The sequence below is a fragment of the Pseudomonas sp. IT-P176 genome (assembly GCF_949767245.1).
Lineage (GTDB): Bacteria > Pseudomonadota > Gammaproteobacteria > Pseudomonadales > Pseudomonadaceae > Aquipseudomonas.
The window spans coordinates 43,107-58,683 of sequence record NZ_CATKPN010000027.1; the positions used below are offsets into that span (position 1 = coordinate 43,107).

Annotated in this window: 18 protein-coding genes; 9 read left to right on the plus strand and 9 right to left on the minus strand. The window is 56.9% G+C overall.

Features of this window, described 5'->3' with window-relative positions; all coding sequences use genetic code 11:
* Positions 1-141: 141 nt before the first annotated feature.
* Entirely contained in the window at positions 142-1,029 is an 888-nt protein-coding gene (locus ACM6IP_RS01910) for a LysR family transcriptional regulator (RefSeq protein WP_414860838.1), read from the minus strand.
* Positions 1,030-1,154: 125 nt separating this feature from the next.
* On the opposite strand from ACM6IP_RS01910, the gene ACM6IP_RS01915 reads away from it, so the two are divergent.
* The 4 genes from ACM6IP_RS01915 to ACM6IP_RS01930 are packed head-to-tail and all read left to right on the plus strand — an operon-like array spanning position 1,155 to position 3,434.
* Positions 1,155-1,532 (plus strand): YybH family protein, encoded by a 378-nt coding sequence (locus ACM6IP_RS01915; protein WP_414860839.1) that lies wholly within the window; start codon positions 1,155-1,157, stop codon positions 1,530-1,532.
* A 10-nt stretch (positions 1,533-1,542) separates the two neighbouring features.
* The gene (locus tag ACM6IP_RS01920) at positions 1,543-2,529 is read left to right on the plus strand and encodes a zinc-binding alcohol dehydrogenase family protein (protein WP_414860840.1); all 987 of its coding nucleotides are present in this window, start codon (positions 1,543-1,545) and stop codon (positions 2,527-2,529) included.
* 17 nt (positions 2,530-2,546) lie between these two features.
* Entirely contained in the window at positions 2,547-3,026 is a 480-nt protein-coding gene (locus ACM6IP_RS01925; protein ID WP_414860841.1) for a YybH family protein, read from the plus strand.
* 15 nt (positions 3,027-3,041) lie between these two features.
* The gene (locus ACM6IP_RS01930) at positions 3,042-3,434 is read left to right on the plus strand and encodes a DoxX family protein (RefSeq protein ID WP_414860842.1); all 393 of its coding nucleotides are present in this window, start codon (positions 3,042-3,044) and stop codon (positions 3,432-3,434) included.
* Between the two features lie 36 nt (positions 3,435-3,470).
* Here the strand turns inward: ACM6IP_RS01930 and ACM6IP_RS01935 are convergent, their stop codons facing one another.
* Positions 3,471-4,313 carry a helix-turn-helix domain-containing protein gene (locus tag ACM6IP_RS01935; RefSeq protein ID WP_202982078.1) on the minus strand — a complete coding sequence of 281 codons (843 nt, stop codon included), beginning with the start codon at positions 4,311-4,313 and terminating at the stop codon, positions 3,471-3,473.
* Between the two features lie 101 nt (positions 4,314-4,414).
* Here ACM6IP_RS01935 and ACM6IP_RS01940 point away from each other — a divergent pair, with 101 nt between their 5' ends.
* The 3 genes from ACM6IP_RS01940 to ACM6IP_RS01950 all read left to right on the plus strand — a co-directional run bounded on the left by ACM6IP_RS01940 (position 4,415) and on the right by ACM6IP_RS01950 (position 8,058).
* Positions 4,415-6,220 carry an acyl-CoA dehydrogenase gene (locus ACM6IP_RS01940; RefSeq protein WP_414860843.1) on the plus strand — a complete coding sequence of 602 codons (1,806 nt, stop codon included), beginning with the start codon at positions 4,415-4,417 and terminating at the stop codon, positions 6,218-6,220.
* Between the two features lie 58 nt (positions 6,221-6,278).
* The gene (locus ACM6IP_RS01945; RefSeq protein WP_414860844.1) at positions 6,279-7,202 is read left to right on the plus strand and encodes an SDR family NAD(P)-dependent oxidoreductase; all 924 of its coding nucleotides are present in this window, start codon (positions 6,279-6,281) and stop codon (positions 7,200-7,202) included.
* An 82-nt stretch (positions 7,203-7,284) separates the two neighbouring features.
* A complete protein-coding gene (locus ACM6IP_RS01950) occupies positions 7,285-8,058 on the plus strand; it encodes an SDR family oxidoreductase (protein WP_159996657.1) in 774 nt (257 codons plus the stop codon).
* 112 nt (positions 8,059-8,170) lie between these two features.
* Here ACM6IP_RS01950 and ACM6IP_RS01955 read toward each other — a convergent pair whose 3' ends face one another.
* From ACM6IP_RS01955 to ACM6IP_RS01985, 7 genes are read right to left on the minus strand one after another with little or no spacing between them, the layout of a single operon-like run.
* Entirely contained in the window at positions 8,171-8,794 is a 624-nt protein-coding gene (locus ACM6IP_RS01955) for a c-type cytochrome (RefSeq protein ID WP_414860845.1), read from the minus strand.
* Positions 8,787-9,230, minus strand: coding sequence for a hypothetical protein (locus tag ACM6IP_RS01960; RefSeq protein ID WP_110660981.1), 444 nt, complete (start codon positions 9,228-9,230; stop codon positions 8,787-8,789). Before ACM6IP_RS01960 ends, ACM6IP_RS01955 begins: the two co-directional genes overlap by 8 nt.
* Positions 9,227-9,754, minus strand: coding sequence for a methylamine dehydrogenase light chain (locus ACM6IP_RS01965; protein WP_411740880.1), 528 nt, complete (start codon positions 9,752-9,754; stop codon positions 9,227-9,229). Before ACM6IP_RS01965 ends, ACM6IP_RS01960 begins: the two co-directional genes overlap by 4 nt.
* 26 nt (positions 9,755-9,780) lie before the next feature.
* The gene (mauD, locus tag ACM6IP_RS01970; RefSeq protein WP_159996661.1) at positions 9,781-10,377 is read right to left on the minus strand and encodes a methylamine dehydrogenase accessory protein MauD; all 597 of its coding nucleotides are present in this window, start codon (positions 10,375-10,377) and stop codon (positions 9,781-9,783) included.
* Positions 10,374-10,919, minus strand: coding sequence for a MauE/DoxX family redox-associated membrane protein (locus ACM6IP_RS01975; RefSeq protein WP_320332501.1), 546 nt, complete (start codon positions 10,917-10,919; stop codon positions 10,374-10,376). The genes mauD and ACM6IP_RS01975 overlap by 4 nt, the downstream gene beginning before the upstream one ends.
* Positions 10,913-12,241, minus strand: coding sequence for an amine dehydrogenase large subunit (locus ACM6IP_RS01980; RefSeq protein ID WP_232534605.1), 1,329 nt, complete (start codon positions 12,239-12,241; stop codon positions 10,913-10,915). Before ACM6IP_RS01980 ends, ACM6IP_RS01975 begins: the two co-directional genes overlap by 7 nt.
* Complete coding sequence (locus ACM6IP_RS01985) at positions 12,201-12,845, minus strand: hypothetical protein (protein ID WP_182344408.1); 645 nt, start codon at positions 12,843-12,845, stop codon at positions 12,201-12,203. Before ACM6IP_RS01985 ends, ACM6IP_RS01980 begins: the two co-directional genes overlap by 41 nt.
* A gap of 366 nt (positions 12,846-13,211) precedes the next feature.
* Here ACM6IP_RS01985 and ACM6IP_RS01990 point away from each other — a divergent pair, with 366 nt between their 5' ends.
* Both ACM6IP_RS01990 and ACM6IP_RS01995 read left to right on the plus strand, forming a co-directional pair.
* Positions 13,212-14,213: a helix-turn-helix domain-containing protein gene (locus tag ACM6IP_RS01990; RefSeq protein ID WP_414860846.1), complete on the plus strand. Its 1,002-nt coding sequence runs from the start codon at positions 13,212-13,214 to the stop codon at positions 14,211-14,213.
* 374 nt (positions 14,214-14,587) lie between these two features.
* Complete coding sequence (locus ACM6IP_RS01995; protein ID WP_414860847.1) at positions 14,588-15,499, plus strand: NmrA family NAD(P)-binding protein; 912 nt, start codon at positions 14,588-14,590, stop codon at positions 15,497-15,499.
* Positions 15,500-15,577: the final 78 nt, after the last annotated feature.

The window sequence follows — 15,577 nt, forward strand, 5'->3', positions numbered from 1 at the left end:
GTGACGGCTTGGGGTCGGATAGCGGTCTCCCTATCAGGCTCCACTCGCTTGGCTACTGTGAATTCAAGCTCGGCTCCAGCAACCCCAACGATGGCCAATATAAACTAAGGTGACGGGCAACTTTCGGCCACAAGCGGCCCCTTACCCGGAAGTAGACGACACCTCCGCGAGATACCCCAAGTACCCCTGCGAAAAGTCGAGGTACGCCCGCACAATGGCAGACGGGTGTCGATGCGACGGGTAGAGCAAGTTGATTTGTTGTTCGGGTAGCGGATGCTCGGGAAGTAGCGCAAGTAACGTCCCTTTCCGAATGGCACTCGCCGCCAAAAATGGCGGAAGTTCCGTTACCACATCACCGGCTAATGCTCGACTTCGAAGGTGTGCATAGTCGTTAGTCGACAGCATCGAGTCAGGTTTGAATACCTGCCCTCCCAGTTGCCATGTCGCATTGGCACCCTGGCTCCAGACCGCACATGGATAACCGTATAGAGCCTCGACGGTACCGGGTGCGCCTAGCCGCTCAATTAATGTCGGGCTCGCCACGAGAAGGTGACGATAGGTCAGCATGCGGCGCGCAACCAAAGTCTCGTGCGTAATCATGCCTACGCGCAGCGCCACATCGACACCGTCTTCAATGAGATCAATGCGACGCGCGGTGGTGTAGACGCTGATCTGAATCTGCGGATAGCGGCGCTGGAAAGCCGACAGTACGTCCCACCACGGTTCAAACGACGGCGGCAATGACAGCCGCAAGCGTCCTTTCAAATGCGCCTGATCACTGATAACGGCCTGTTCGCCTTCAATCAAAGCCTCAATGCCGCGGCTGGCGTGTTCATACAACCGCATCCCCGAATCAGTGAGTTTGGTACCACGAACAGAACGTTCGAGCAGTTGCACCTTCAACTGCTGTTCAAGCTCACGAATGCGTCGGCTCAAGGTAGGTAGCGGAATGTTCAGGCGCTCGGCTGCGGCTGAGAGGCTACCGGTCTGCGCCACGCTGACGAACATCCGGACGGCATTGAAATCCATAACAGTGGTCCTCTCATTTTTGAGATCAAGCCTATCCCCTACGTGGATTATCTTCCACATTCAAGTAGCAGATAGTGCACTCACTTGCTTGAACAACAACGTTTCAATCAACCAGGAGTGCCCTCATGACCATTCAGTCCATCCTCAAGACCTACGAAAACGCCCTCAATGTCGCTGATATCAACACCATCCTCAGCCTGTATGGCAGCGATCCGGTGTTCATGCCACAACACGCGCCTGCCCTGATCGGCCGAGATGCGGTGCGTGCGGGCTACGAACAGGTATTCAACACCATCCAGCTCAACGTCCGTTTTGACATCCACGAGATAGAAGAAGCGGGCAACTGGGCTTGGGTGCGCACCTCATCCTCGGGACGCACCCGCATCCTCGCTGCCGATTTCGAAGTGAGCGAAGGCAACAATGAATTGTTCGTGTTTCGACGCGAGAACACCGAGTGGAAGATCCACCGGTACTTGTTCGCCACCAACCAGCCACGTACTTGAGGAAACGACCATGAAAGCTTATGTGATTGAACAACCGGGCGGCCCGGAAGTCCTGCAACTGCGAGATATCCCGTCACCCGAGCCAACGTCGGACGAAGTGCAGATCCGCGTCCGTGCGTTTGGCCTCAACCGCGCAGAAACTTATCTGCGCGCTGGCAAAATGGGTGACATCACCACACCACGGGTGCCCGGCATCGAGGCCGTGGGCGAAATCATCCATGACCCCGCCGGGGTCTTACGCACCGGCCAACGCGTGGCCACGGCGATGGGTGGCATGCAGTTCAGCCGCAATGGCAGCTATGCCGAGCAGGTTACGGTTCTGCGCAACAACGTGATCTCGCTGGACGACACCTCTCTCTCGTGGGAAGAACTTGCCACGTTGCCGGAGGCATATCTCACTGTTTGGGGGGCGCTTGACAAGAGTTTAGCCATTCAACAAGGCCAGACTTTGCTGATACGGGGAGGTACTTCATCGGTTGGCCTGGCAGCCATCACCTATGCCAAAGCCCGTGGATTAACAGTGATCGCGACTACGCGCACCGCTGCGAACACCCAACGTCTATACGAAATGGGGGCTGACGAGGTGGTCGTCGACAACGGTGGCATTGCGCAACGTGTTCGCGAAATCGTCCCTCAAGGCGTGGATGCCGCACTCGAAGTTGTCGGCGCCGCGACACTGGGCGACACGATCAAGACGCTGCGACCGTTCGGCGTCGTGAGCGTCATCGGCCTGCTCGGTGGCCCGCCGGTACTGGAGCAATTCCACCTGATGCAGGACCTGCCTGCCGGAACGCGACTGAACTTCTTCCCGAGCGGCCTATTGGGGACACCGGCCTTGCCATTGCAGGACACGCCATTGCCGTGGCTCGCAAAGGAAATAGCTGCCAAGCGAATTCCTTCCATCCGTACCCGAACCTTCGCCTTCGACGAAGTCCGCCACGCGCACCGCTTGATGGAAAGCGATCGCGCACTTGGCAAGCTCATCGTCTTGCTCTGACATCAGGGAGTACTGCCATGCGTACCGCATTGATCGCACTGGTTCTCAGCGCGCTTCTACTACCCATGACGGCTCAGGCTGCCAAACCCGCCTCCGAGGATGCGGTGAAGACTGCCGTCACCCAGCAACTCAGCCACTATGAAGCCGCACTGAACGCATCCGACGTCGACGGTGTTATGAGCTTGTATGCAGACGATCCCGTATTCATGCCGCAAAACAGCCTTCCGGCCGTAGGTCGCAAGGCTGTGCGCGAGGCATATCGACAGGTGTTCGACGCCATCAAGCTCGATGTGCGCTTCACCATTGATGAGATCCGACCGCTGTCACGCGACTGGGTATTTGCTCGTACGCGCTCCGATGGAACGGTCAAAACTCTGACCGGCGACCTGCAAGCCCGCTCCGAAGGCAACCAGGAAATCTTCCTGCTGCATCGAGAAACCGATGGTCAATGGCGCTTCGCGCGCTACATCTTCTCGACCACCAATCCATCCAAGTAGCTGTGAGAGTCCGACATGAATACCAAGATCCAGTCTTATGTGATGGCCGCGGCCAGAACATTGATGGCGCTGATTTTCATCTTATCCGGCCTGTCCAAGATCGGCGAAGCTGACGCCATACGCGGCTACATGGAGATCATGCATGTACCCGGCACATTGTTGTGGCCCACGATCCTGTTCGAGATTAGCGCAGGGCTGTTAATCGTTGCTGGCTTCAAAACCCGCGGTACCGCTGCGTCGCTGGCTATCTTCAGTCTGGCAACGGGTGCGATTTTCCACAGTCAGTTCAGCGATCAAATCCAGATGATGATGCTCCTCAAGAACGTCGCAATGGCTGGTGGATTTGTGCTGTTGGCAGTCGTGGGCCCCGGCGAGTTCAGTCTCGAAGCTCGTAGGGCTTTAGTCTGACTCAGCTGTCATACCATTCGGTTGAACGGCTGCCACTCAGTAGAACAGCAGGGGATGTTCCAGGGGGGTAAGCAGCAGCTTTTCAAGGCTCAGTGCGGCATCTTCGGGATAGAGGGTGTTGATACTGAGCCTGGGTTCGGTCATGTACGCCGCCGGGCCAAGTGCGCCAACCATCTGGCTGACACTGTAGAAGCCCCTGACCCTGCCCTGATGCTGAATTTTGACTTTGAAGCTGGCTCTGGGCTCGAGCCTGGAGGCGCGTATTTTCCAGTCAGCTGGAACGTTGGGGTAGCCAAGAATACGCTTCAGGGTCTGATCTTCCTGATCGCTGCCGTTGAGCATGACATGCTGTTTGAACGCCATGATCACCAACGACAATGCGTCTTGCCATTCCTCGCTCAGCGCGCCATCGCTGCCGTCGTTGAACAGAAAGTCATACAAGTTGACGGTTTGCCTGAGCCGCTCGGTATCGACTTTGTCCTGATAGAAGCCTACCCAGGCCTTGTTGACCATCAGGATATTGCCCGCGCCATCAGTCAGGGTGGATGGATACGGATCCAGCGTCTGCAATGTTCTGAGCATTGCAGACCTTAACCATTTGAGATCCGGGCTGTGAAAGTCCTGCGCTATTTCATTGGTCGCGTAGCCCGCAGCAATGCGCAGATGGCTGCGATCCCTGCGGCCAAGCTTTAGCGCGTCCGCGATGTGGTCGGTCAGCACCTCACTTGGCTTGCTTATCCCGTTTTCCAGGCGACTGACATGTCGAGTCGAGGTGCCGACCATTTCGGCCAGTTGCTCCTGGCTCAGCCCGAAGACTCCGCGCCAGAACCTGAGAAAGTCAGCAAAGCGCTGTAAGTGTTGTGTCTCGGCCATGTCCATTGTTGCGAAAAATCCCTTCTATCAGACATCCCATGTCGTGGTGACTGGGGCCGGCCTCGGCAAAATGGGCGGGTCTCGTCCATTCTTCGCGGAGTAATACCATGGCGGCCTCCATACTAAACGTCAGAGATCTGCATTTCTATCTGTTCGAGTTGTTCGATGCGCAAGCCCTGACCGCCCGCCCGCGCTATGCCGAGCACAGCAAGGAAACTTATCTGGCGGCCATCGAAACCGGGCGCAAGATCGCGCAACGCTACTTCCTGCCAATCCGGCAGAAGGTGGATGTGCAACAGCCTACGTTCGACGGCAAGCAGGTGCACATGCTTCCCGAGATCAAGCCTGCAATCGATGCCGTTATCCAATCCGGGCTCGCTTGCCCGGAAGCCGATTATGAATGGGGTGGCATGCAATTGCCGGCCATTGTCGCAAGTGTGGCCACTTCTTTCCTGTCAGCTGCTGGCAGCACCACACTGGGTTACACCAGTCTGACCAATGCCAACTGCAATCTTATCGAGGCTCACGGCACGCCCGAACAGATCGCCAAGTGGGTCGTGCCGATGCGTCAGGGCCGGTTCGCCGGAACCATGGCCATGACCGAGCCGTCGGCGGGCTCGGGGTTGGCAGACCTGGCGACCAGCGCGACCAGGACTGAAGAGGGTCGTTACCTGATTACTGGCAACAAGATCTTCATTTCTGGCGGTGATCACAACCTTAGCGAAAATATTGTTCACCTCGTCCTGGCAAGGATCAAAGGCGCGCCCAAGGGCATCAAGGGCGTATCCCTGTTCATTGTTCCCAAGTATCTGGTCGATGAAACCGGTGCGGTCGGCAGCCGCAATGATGTGAGCCTGGCTGGCTTGTTCCACAAGATGGGTGGGCGCGGGCAAACCTCCTGTGCGATCAACTTCGGTGAACAGGGCGGCTCGATCGGCTACCTGGTAGGTGAGGAGAATCAGGGTATTCGCTACATGTTCCACATGATGAATGAGGCACGCATCATGGTCGGAACCAGCGCCGCACTCACCGCGTTAAGCGGTTATCAGTACTCCCTCGACTACGCGAAGGAGCGGCGACAGGGGCGTTTACCTTCGTCCAGGGATCCGCTGTCTGCGCCCGTGCGGATCATTGAGCACGCGGATGTGCGACGCATGCTGTTGGCACAGAAGGCCTATGCCGAAGGTGCCTACAGCCTGTGTCTGTTCGGTGCACAACTGGCTGACGACGTGCGCACTGCTCCTGAAGAGGCCGAGCGCAGAAGCGCAAAGGTACTGCTGGATTTCCTGACGCCGATCATCAAGTCCTGGCCATCCGAATACGGCCCGCGCGCCAATAGCCTGGCGATTCAGGTGTTGGGTGGGCATGGCTATACCAATGAGCATCCGGTCGAGATGTTCTACCGCGACAACCGCCTCAACTCGATCCATGAGGGCACCTATGGCGTGCAGTCGCTTGACCTGCTCGCACGCAAGGTGCCCGCCGACAATATGGCCGGATACACGAACTGTATCAGCAGGATGCGTGACGACATTGAGACGGCCACCCAGCACCCGGCATTGCAGGAGCCTGCGGCTGCGCTTCTGGTCGCCATTCAAGTGCTCGAGGAAACCACCGGTGCTGTTCTTGGCGGCATGCAGAAACTGCACATCGACTTGGCGCTGGCCAATTCGGTCAAGTACCTGGAGCTGTTTGGCAACGTGGTTGTGGCCTGGATGTGGCTCAAGCAAGGCATAGCCGCGAGCGCTGGCCTGGCCAGGGACCCGCATGAGGATGACCGGAACTTCTACCTGGGCAAGTTGCAAGCCCTCAAATACTTCTACGCCTACGAACTGCCAGAGATACAGGTCTGGAAACAGATTCTGTGCGACTTCGAAGATGCCTTCTACATGGCCCGAGAAGAGTGGTTTTGATGGCTGCGGCGTACCTGGTTTGTCCGTTGAATAACCGTATCAATCGCAGAGGTTTCATATGAGTCAGCAAAGTATCGATTTCACTGGGCGTGTCGCCATCGTCACCGGAGCCGGAAACGGACTCGGACGCTCCCATGCGCTGGCATTGGCCAGGCGCGGTGCCAAGGTGGTGGTGAATGATCTGGGAGGCGCCCGTGACGGCGCGGGTAACTCGTTGCAGGCTGCAGACGAGGTGGTTGCGCAAATCCAGGCCATGGGCGGCGAAGCCATTGCCAACGGCGCCAACGTTGCCAACTTTTCTGAAGTCGAGGCGATGGTCGCGCAGGTCATGGAGCGTTGGGGGCGGGTCGATATTCTGCTCAACAACGCCGGAATACTTCGCGATAAAAGCTTCTCCAGGATGGACCTGGCCGACTTCAGGCTGGTGATGGACGTGCACCTGATGGGCTCGGTCAACTGCACCAAGGCCGTCTGGGAAATCATGCGGGCGCAGAACTATGGGCGAATTGTCATGACCACCTCCTCTTCCGGTCTCTACGGCAATTTCGGTCAGTCGAATTACGGTGCGGCCAAGATGGCGGTTGTAGGGCTCATGAATACCCTGGCGCTGGAGGGACAGAAACACGATATCCGGGTCAATGCGCTGGCCCCCACCGCCGCCACCCGCATGACCGAAGATCTATTGGACAAGACGGTATTTGAACTCTTGACCCCTGAGTCGGTTACCGCAGGCGCGCTACTGCTGTGCCACGAGGGTGCACCGCAGCGCACGATCCTCTGTGCCGGTGCAGGTGGCTATGCCACTACGCGGATTTTCGAGACCAATGGCGTGTTCCTCCCACCTGCCTTGCAGACCCCTGAGAGTGTGCTGGCGACCTGGGACGCTATCTGTGACACCACAGATCAATGCGCCCTGGAGGCGGGCTTCAAGCAGACAGAGAAGTTCCTGTCCAAGGCTGCCGCCAGCTTCGGCAATCAATGAGATCGCATGCCTGAGCGGCGCATCCAATTCAATTTCTGCGCTTGTCCGGTTGACGGACGGGCGCGTTTTTCTCGGAGGCAGTATGCAGGATCTATTCAGTTTGCAAGGTCGGGTGGCGCTGGTCACCGGTGGGGCGCGAGGGATTGGCGCGATGATCGCGCGGGCGTACCTGCAATGCGGGGTCAAGGTGTACATTTCATCGCGAAATCAGGATGAGCTGGCGAATTTTACCAACGCTGTTGCAAGCCTTGGCGAGTGCGTTGCGATCCGTGCTGACCTCTCCAGCCTGGAGGGCATCGAGTTTTTGGTCGACGAGATTGGCAAGCGTGAGTCCGGCCTGGACATCCTGGTTAACAATGCCGGCGCTACCTGGGGCGCGGAGTTTTCCGTGTATCCAGAGGCGGGTTGGGACAAGGTTGTGGATCTGAATCTGAAGTCACCGTTCTTTTTGACGCAGCGTCTGCTCGGGCTGCTCAAAACTGCGGCTAAAGCAGAGACTCCGTCCCGGGTGATCAATATTGCCTCGGTCAACGGCCTGGTAAATCCCGGAGTCGATAATTATGCGTACTCCGCCAGCAAGGCCGGCCTGATTCACCTGACCCGGCATCTTGCGGTTGATCTGGCTCCCGCAAATATCAATGTCAACGCAATCGCGCCCGGCTTTTTTCACACGAAAATGACGGCTTACGCGGTTGAGCAAGATGCAGGTTCCATCATGGCCATGGTCCCGAGGGGGCGTCTTGGCAATCAGGACGATATGGCTGGCGCTGCCATCTTCCTGGCATCCAGGGCCTCTTCCTGGATCACCGGACATACGCTGGCGCTGGACGGTGGTCTGGTCGCAGCCGCCGGTTGATCAAATAGATTTCAGCGATACTCATGAGACTCTGTGACAAGCCGCAATAGAAAGCCCCCTCCGCTGGCAGCGGAGGGCTCACGGATAACAGCGTCAGCTTTGGCGGGTTGCCTTACTTTGGATCAACACCCAGTGTTCCTATGAAGTCGACCACGGCTTGCCGTTCTTTGTTATTGACCTGGGTAGCAATGGCTTGCATCCACTTGCCCTGGATATCGGAATACTCATCTGCCCCCCGCCAGCCCTGAGCGTAATTGTTCAACTGCTGATCGATATACCAGCCGTCAAGGATTCGCAAATCAGGTGCCTGCAGGTGTGCATAACCTTGGGCAAATTGGCCGTGGCAAGCCGCACAGGTATCCTGATAGCGTGCTGCGCCAACCTTGGCAGTGGCACTGTCAGACTGTGGCGCCTTGGCCAGTTGCAGACCGGCGTAGTGCGCGGCCAGACTGGCAAGCTGCTCTTCACTGAGGCTCAGGGTAATCGCACGCATGCTCTGCCCCGCCTGATCCTGTTGAGCGTAACCGCGCCGGCCGGCTTTGAAATTCAGCAGCTGACGAGCCAGATATTGTGCGTTCTGCCCCGCCAGGCGCGGTGCGCCCAACGCCTGATTACCCTGGCCTTCTGCGCCGTGGCACACCGCACAGGTTGCACTCAGTGCTGCAGTGGGCGCCTCCGTCGCCTGGGTAGCGAGCGGAGCCAGAAACAGTAAGGCCAGGCTGGTCATCTTATTCATCTGCGAATGCTCCACTGTGCTGCTGTTGCTCACGCTGAACGATCTGTTCAAGCAGATGCGCTTGAATTACTGATGGGCTGGCCAGGGGATACTGACGCAAGGTGCCTACTTCAGCAGCGGTATAGGGTTGAAAATCCGCCGGTATCTGTGCAGCACTGAAGCTGCCGAGCATCCAGTTCAGCAAGCGTGCCAGATCAGAATCGGGCAGCGCCGTCTGGGCGGTGCCCGGCACCTGCACCAGATACTCGCGACCGCCCGGGACACTGAGAAAGCTGCCCATCCGATTACGCAAATCTGGCACCTGTCGTGCGGGAAAGCCGCTGCCATCTGGTAAATGGCAACCCTGACAATTGAGCATGTAATCGACCTGAGCCGGCTCGGTCGCCCAACTGCAGCTGCTGGACAGGAGAAGCCCCAGAGCAACTGCGCGAATCATTGTTCCTTCACTCCGATCACGACCGACAGCGAGCAGTGATAAGGCACATTCGCCTGGCTGCCGGTACACCAATTGAGATCGTTCGAGCTCTGCGGCCGATAGATCGGGGTGTCGCCCTGATCTCGCTGGCAGATGCAGCGCCCACAATTACTTTTGCCACAACAGTCGTTGTAGGAAATGACGTAGTCCTTGCCGTCCGTGGGATTTCGGCAGGTGCCGATCCAGGTGATGTCTGACTTCACGGTGCCAGGCGGACAACTGCTAGCCGTGCCACCGCAACATCCACAAAGAAAACCGTCGATCGCACAATGTCTCCAGTAGTCGCAGCTATTGGGATTGCCTTCTTCAGCAATGCCCGTGGAGGCAAAGGCACTGTTGCGATAAACCGGCAGCAGCGTAAAGGCGCCCGCACCGATCAACAGAGTGCCCAGGCCGCCGAGAAAACCTCGACGCGACGTGCTGCGAGCGGTCTGTCGGGTGAGTTTTTCGGTCACTTGATCAAGCCAATTGTTTTCCATCGTCATTGCCCTCGATGCGTGTGCCTGGCAACTCAGCCATGTGCCGCATGAAATTGTTGAACCGTGGCGTAGCCGAGGCTTTTCGCCTCGAACAGGCTGTCCAGATGTTCGCGGGTATTGATCAGGCCGTGTGCGGTCACCTTGCCCGAGGCATCAATCAACACCCCATAGGGCAGCTTGGCGATCTGGTAAGCCATGCCAACCTCGGGAGAGAGCAAATACGCAAACTCATTCAGCCCTTCACGTCGAATGAAGGACAACTGTTCGGCTTCGTCACCATCACTGGCCAGGATCACGCGTAGCCAGGCTCGCTCCTTTGCCTGGGCCGACTTGAGCACCGGCAGCAAGGTCTTGCACACCGGGCACGTCGGCGAAAGGAAGAACAGCAGTGTCGAGAGTCCGCCAGCATCGACGCCAGCCAGACTCAATGCACCGCCGGTCAGGCTCGGCAGATTGAAGACTGGCGCCTCATCCCCGACCTTGATCACCTTGCCCAGCGACAGCGCCCCTACCGGGCGGATGCGTTCGTGCAGCAGACCAATTTGCCGGGTCAGGGCCAGCACCGTCACCAACAAACCGATGATGGCCAACCAGGAAAGGCTAATGGCAACAACCAGTGCTTCAATCATAGAGAGAGTTCTCGGGCAGAGTTTTGGTTGGCAATCAGGGTATTGGCCAGAAGGTAGAAGGCGCTGCCGGTAAGCACCACGCAGCCAATCACCAGCCAATCGTAGAAAACCAGGATGCGGCCGCTCGGCGGCAGCAGCAGATTCAGGGTGAGGAGCATGAGAATCAGGTTGCGCCATACCAATGGCCAACTGACTGCCTGGCGGCGGGCGCCTGCCTGGCAACCGCAGTCGGCAATGCGCCGGCCCTGCAACAGGCTCAGCGCCATTGCAAGCGCATAGATCAGCAACAACGCCGCCGCGAGCCACACAACGAAGGGCTGCCGGAAAGCCAACAACCCGCCGGCGGTGACTATCTCAAGCCAAGGCAACAGCAAGGCGACAGGACGAACCAACCCTTGCGCAAGCACGTCATAGCTCTGCAACACCGCCGTGAACCCAAGCGTGTCGCGTAATTTGTGCCAGCCTGCAACCCCCAGCAGCAGGGCCATGCCGACACTTATGGCGGTCAACCAGACCGGTTCGCCGAGCAGGCCGATCACCATGGCAGCACCATGTTCAGATATCCATAAGGCAGCCCGGTGATGGTGCGCAGGTGCGCACCGCTCTCGACATCGTAAAGATTGATGTCCTGCTGCAGACGACGCAGCACACCATCCTGGCCCTCGGTTAAATAAATCCAGGCACTGGCCAGCCAGGGCATCTGCAGCACCCAGTCCACGCTGTAAAGACGTGGCTGGACGCCGGGACTGACGCCGATAGAGATGCTCTGCTCAGCCAGTTTGATGGTTTGGATTTTTTTTCCCTGGTTCGCATCGAAGACCCAGACTTCGGTGCCCGGCTCCTGGAAGGTGTCTGGCCCGCCTTGGTGCATCAACACGAACAATCGGCCGCTCGCTGCATGTACGGCGGTGTGCTGAATGCCGCTCATGCGCCAGTCGTCCTTTCGCTCATCCCCGCTAAGCAACGACCACTGCCGGGACACGCGCAACTGATCCGGGCCCATCTGAATGGCATACACCTGACTTTCGCGAGAAACGAAATACCAGGTGTCACCTATCCGCGAAGCCGCAGTCGACAGCAGGTCCTTGAGCGGATCGAATAACGGTTTGCTGCGCTGCTGGATCAGTACCTGACCTTGTTCTCCCAGGCGCAGGTGAAGAAATCCGCCGTCGCCGCAGATGGCATAGAAATCACGCTTGCCGGCCGGATAGATCGAGGCGCAGCCGGGTGTCTCCACCTCGCTGACAAAACGATCAGCATCCAGATCGACGATACTGATGGACTGCGCCGGGGTAAAATTGAGCACCAGGAGAAAACGCTCGTCGTCCGACAACACACTCAAACCCGTATTGCCCAGGGCGTTAATGCGCTTGGACGGAATCGGGATTTCCCGTTTGGGCGCGAGGGTCTGTGGGTCATAGACCGTCACCATATCGCTGCGGGTTCCACGGGTGCCGCGGCTGAAATAGGTTTCGACGGAGAACAACTCATTACGTGACTGTGCAGGCAGCAGGCTGTTGAACCAGAAGCCGGTATCAAGCTGGCCCAGCATCTTGCCGCTGTCATCGAACAAAAATGCTCGACCATCGAGCTGCGTCGGCGCTCGATTGCCCCATACCCAGAACCAATGCTGACCGTCATGGGCTGCCAGGGTTTCGACCCTGGCCTGCTCCACCGGGATATCAGCCAGTGCCAAGGGCAGTTGCAGCGAAGTGCCCAGCATGAAATAGCACGCTAAACGTTTGAACATATCGACATTACCTACCCATAAGCTATTGAAGTTGGCTTCGATCGGGGTTTTCTCACTGTGTATGACGGTGGGTCTATGCCATTCCCTTCTTGCGCGCCAGGGCGCGATACACATAGAAAATCTCTGTAAAAATCAACGACCAGGCAAGGGTTTCAATCACCCACTTATTGAAAAACACCGCTGTGTCTTCATTGGGCAGAACCATGAAGTCCTGGATAGCGGCGACAAACAGATTTAGGACGATAAGTACGACCATCAACCAGCCGTGCAAGATCAGCTTGTATTTAAATGCCTGCTGTACGATACAACCGCAGAAGATTAAAAAGAGTACAGCTGCCAACATCGAGGCGACCGGTAGTGCCGCCCGCATGAAGTCCAGCGTTTCAAAGCCATAACTGAGAACAAGCGCGACGACAAAAACCAGAACCTCCTTACCTTTGGACAATTCAAAGTTATGCGTCACTTTCATTAAGCCGATGGCACCAATAACGGTAACACCAAATAGTTTTGAAAACGTATCCAGGTAATGCCAGACATAGGCGGAAAATTCAAAGACACCGGCCTTATCTAAAATCACGTTGGTTGCAGACACGGCGAGAAAGAACCACTCGTAGCCCAACATATCGTTTTTCAACTTGAGAAAGCGGTATCCGTAATAAAAGCCGACCCACACCAGGGACGAAACAGCCGTGTAAATCATCATATCTCTGCTAGACATTGCCGCTGTCCTTTTTGTTTTTTCGGGGAGTACTTTGATTACCCACCGCCACTGCAGCCTATGGGCTGGCTTAAGCAGCGCCAGCGCAGGTCATTGGCCTCATCGGCCAACGGGAATAACCTGATGGCCGTAGTGTCAGATCAACGCCCAGCCAGGTGTTACCCAATATCCGCATTGAGTAAATTGCGTTTATTGGCTAACGCTGGCACTGCCAATCGCTTAGGCTGCGCGAGACCGATCGTCAGTGCACTTTCAGCACGATGGGCGATTACAGGAGTAGTGGTGATACGCGCCGCATGGGATAAAGGCGCCTAGTGCTCGGCGGAGTAACCGCCAGGAATCATATGTTGTCCAAGGAGATTGCCAGTGAATACCAGCGGCGGCCTTTACTCCCCTACTCCATTGATCGCGACTAATCCCGTCGTCGTCAGCGTTGCAGAACTGCATGACGTTGATGACTATGGCGCGACCCTGCCTGGCTGGTCCAGTGAGGTCCAGCAGTTGAGCAACGGCTTCTTTGCCGGGCGCTGCAGCCTGGTAAGCTTTGCCGGCATGCAACTGTTTCGCGAAATCACCTCCCAGCGCATGTGCGTTAAGTTCGCCACCAAAGCTAATTCGCGCTCCATTGCCCTGCCGCTGTCGTTGTCCCAGCCTGCCCTGTTCAGTGGCACCGAAGTCAATCACCGGGAAATCGTCTGCTTTGCCGAGGATGAAACCTTTACCTATTACACAGCACATTCAAGCGACTTGCTGACCCTGAGCTTCGATACTGACGTCTTCGCTGCCTATGCCGATCAAATCAAAGATGCCGATGTCGCTCGCAGCCTTGATAAAACGGCCTTTCTAAAAGTCATGCCAGATCAGGCTGCTCAGCTGCAAACATTCCTGCAAACCGTGCTGACCGTTTTGCTGAACAATCCTGGCGCCTTGCAGCACCAGCATGCACAGGACTCGCTGACCGAATCGATTTACACACAGGTGCTCAAGCTGCTCGGCAACGGCGACAAACTGTGCGCATTCGCCATGCCCAAACATCGCTATGCCCTGGTTGCGCGAGCGCGTGAATATCTGTTTCACGACCCCCTGGGTGAGAGCTTCACCATTGCCAGGCTTTGTCACTACCTGGGAGTTGGCTCACGCACCCTGGAATATGCATTCCAGGACGTCCTGGGCATGACCGCAGTGGCTTACTTACGCGCATTACGACTCAACTATGTGCGACAGGACATCAAGTCTGGCGGCCCACAGAGTTCCGTGCTGGATATTGCTGCGCGCTGGGGTTTTTGGCATCCGTCGCATTTCAGCGCAGATTACAAGCGCCTGTTCGGCGATCTGCCATCCGAGACGCGCCGACGTTATGCCAGTTAACGTGATGTTGCTCCTGACTAACCAGCCCGCTACTCCAGTGCACTAACCTTTCGCCCAGTAATGCCCCTTTCGAATACATAGCTATTTATCAAATGAAGATGAGCGCTGGAACACTCACTGGCCGGCGCTAATTCTGCACGCGCGCAACACGTGTCGCCGAAGCATCGGTTAAGTGCGCCCGGCAATAATTCAAACATCGTAAACACTGCGATTTTTGGCTAACGCCTGCGCCACAACCACACAAATAATCGAACCAACGCATTGCAATGCACATTGAGACTTGATGCACCACTACAACTTGCGCGGGGGGCAGTGGTCATTCCATCGTTACCGGCAAGGCTGAATATTTAATCAATCATCAGGACTTATTGACTGTGAACAAAACAAACAGAGTGCTCATTCTGGGTGCCACGGGAAATATTGGTGGACTAACCGCTCAAGCGCTGGCGGTAAAATATCCATCTATAAACTTACGTCTGACCAGCAGCCGCGACGCCGGCTGCGATTTACTGCGTGCCCTGCATCCACAGGCTGAAGTACTTAAGGCCGACTGGTACGACCCCGGTAGTCTGCCCGCCGCTTTTACCGACGTAGACAAGGTGTTTATTGTCTCGCCGGATTTTTACACCGACGAAAATATTGTCACCCCCAACCTGATTAACGCCATTCAGGAAGCCGGCTGTGTTGCCCAGGTACTGCGCTTGATCTCCCTCCCGCCAGGGCTGACGGCTGATCAATTGGAGCCGGACATTCTGGCCACCCGATGTGGGGCCAACCTCTCGGTTGTCGCGAAGCCACTGTTTGATGCCAGTGGCTTACCCATGACCTACCTCAATGTTGCCAGTTGGCTGATGTTCAATGTGCCCTGGTTCCTGGCTGCCGAGATTAAACAACACCGGCGCCTGGCCATGCCGCAGGCCACCCATGCATCACGCCTGTGGTTGTCTGAGTGCGACGTTGCCGCAGCCGCCGCCAGGATCCTCGCAAGCGATGCCGCTCTCCATGTGGGTCACGAGTATCTGCTTACCGGCACTGAGCGCATCGACTTTACCCAACTCGCCGAGCTACTGGGCGAAGTGATCGGTGAGCCGGTCACGATGGTGGACGATGACCAGCCCCTGCGCACCGCCACCGGAGAGGCCTTCGATTTACTCATGACCTACTTCCGACATGAAACCCGCGATTACCTCGACATTCCTGTCACCGACAGCTTTGCGCAGTTGACCGGTCGACCTCCCATGGCCTTGCGCGACTATCTGATAGCCAATCGAACCCTGTTTATCTGATTCACTGGCGCCGCTGGAAAGCTGTGCGAACGCCGCCCAGCCCTGCGCTCCGACCTCTAACAATAATAGGAGACACCT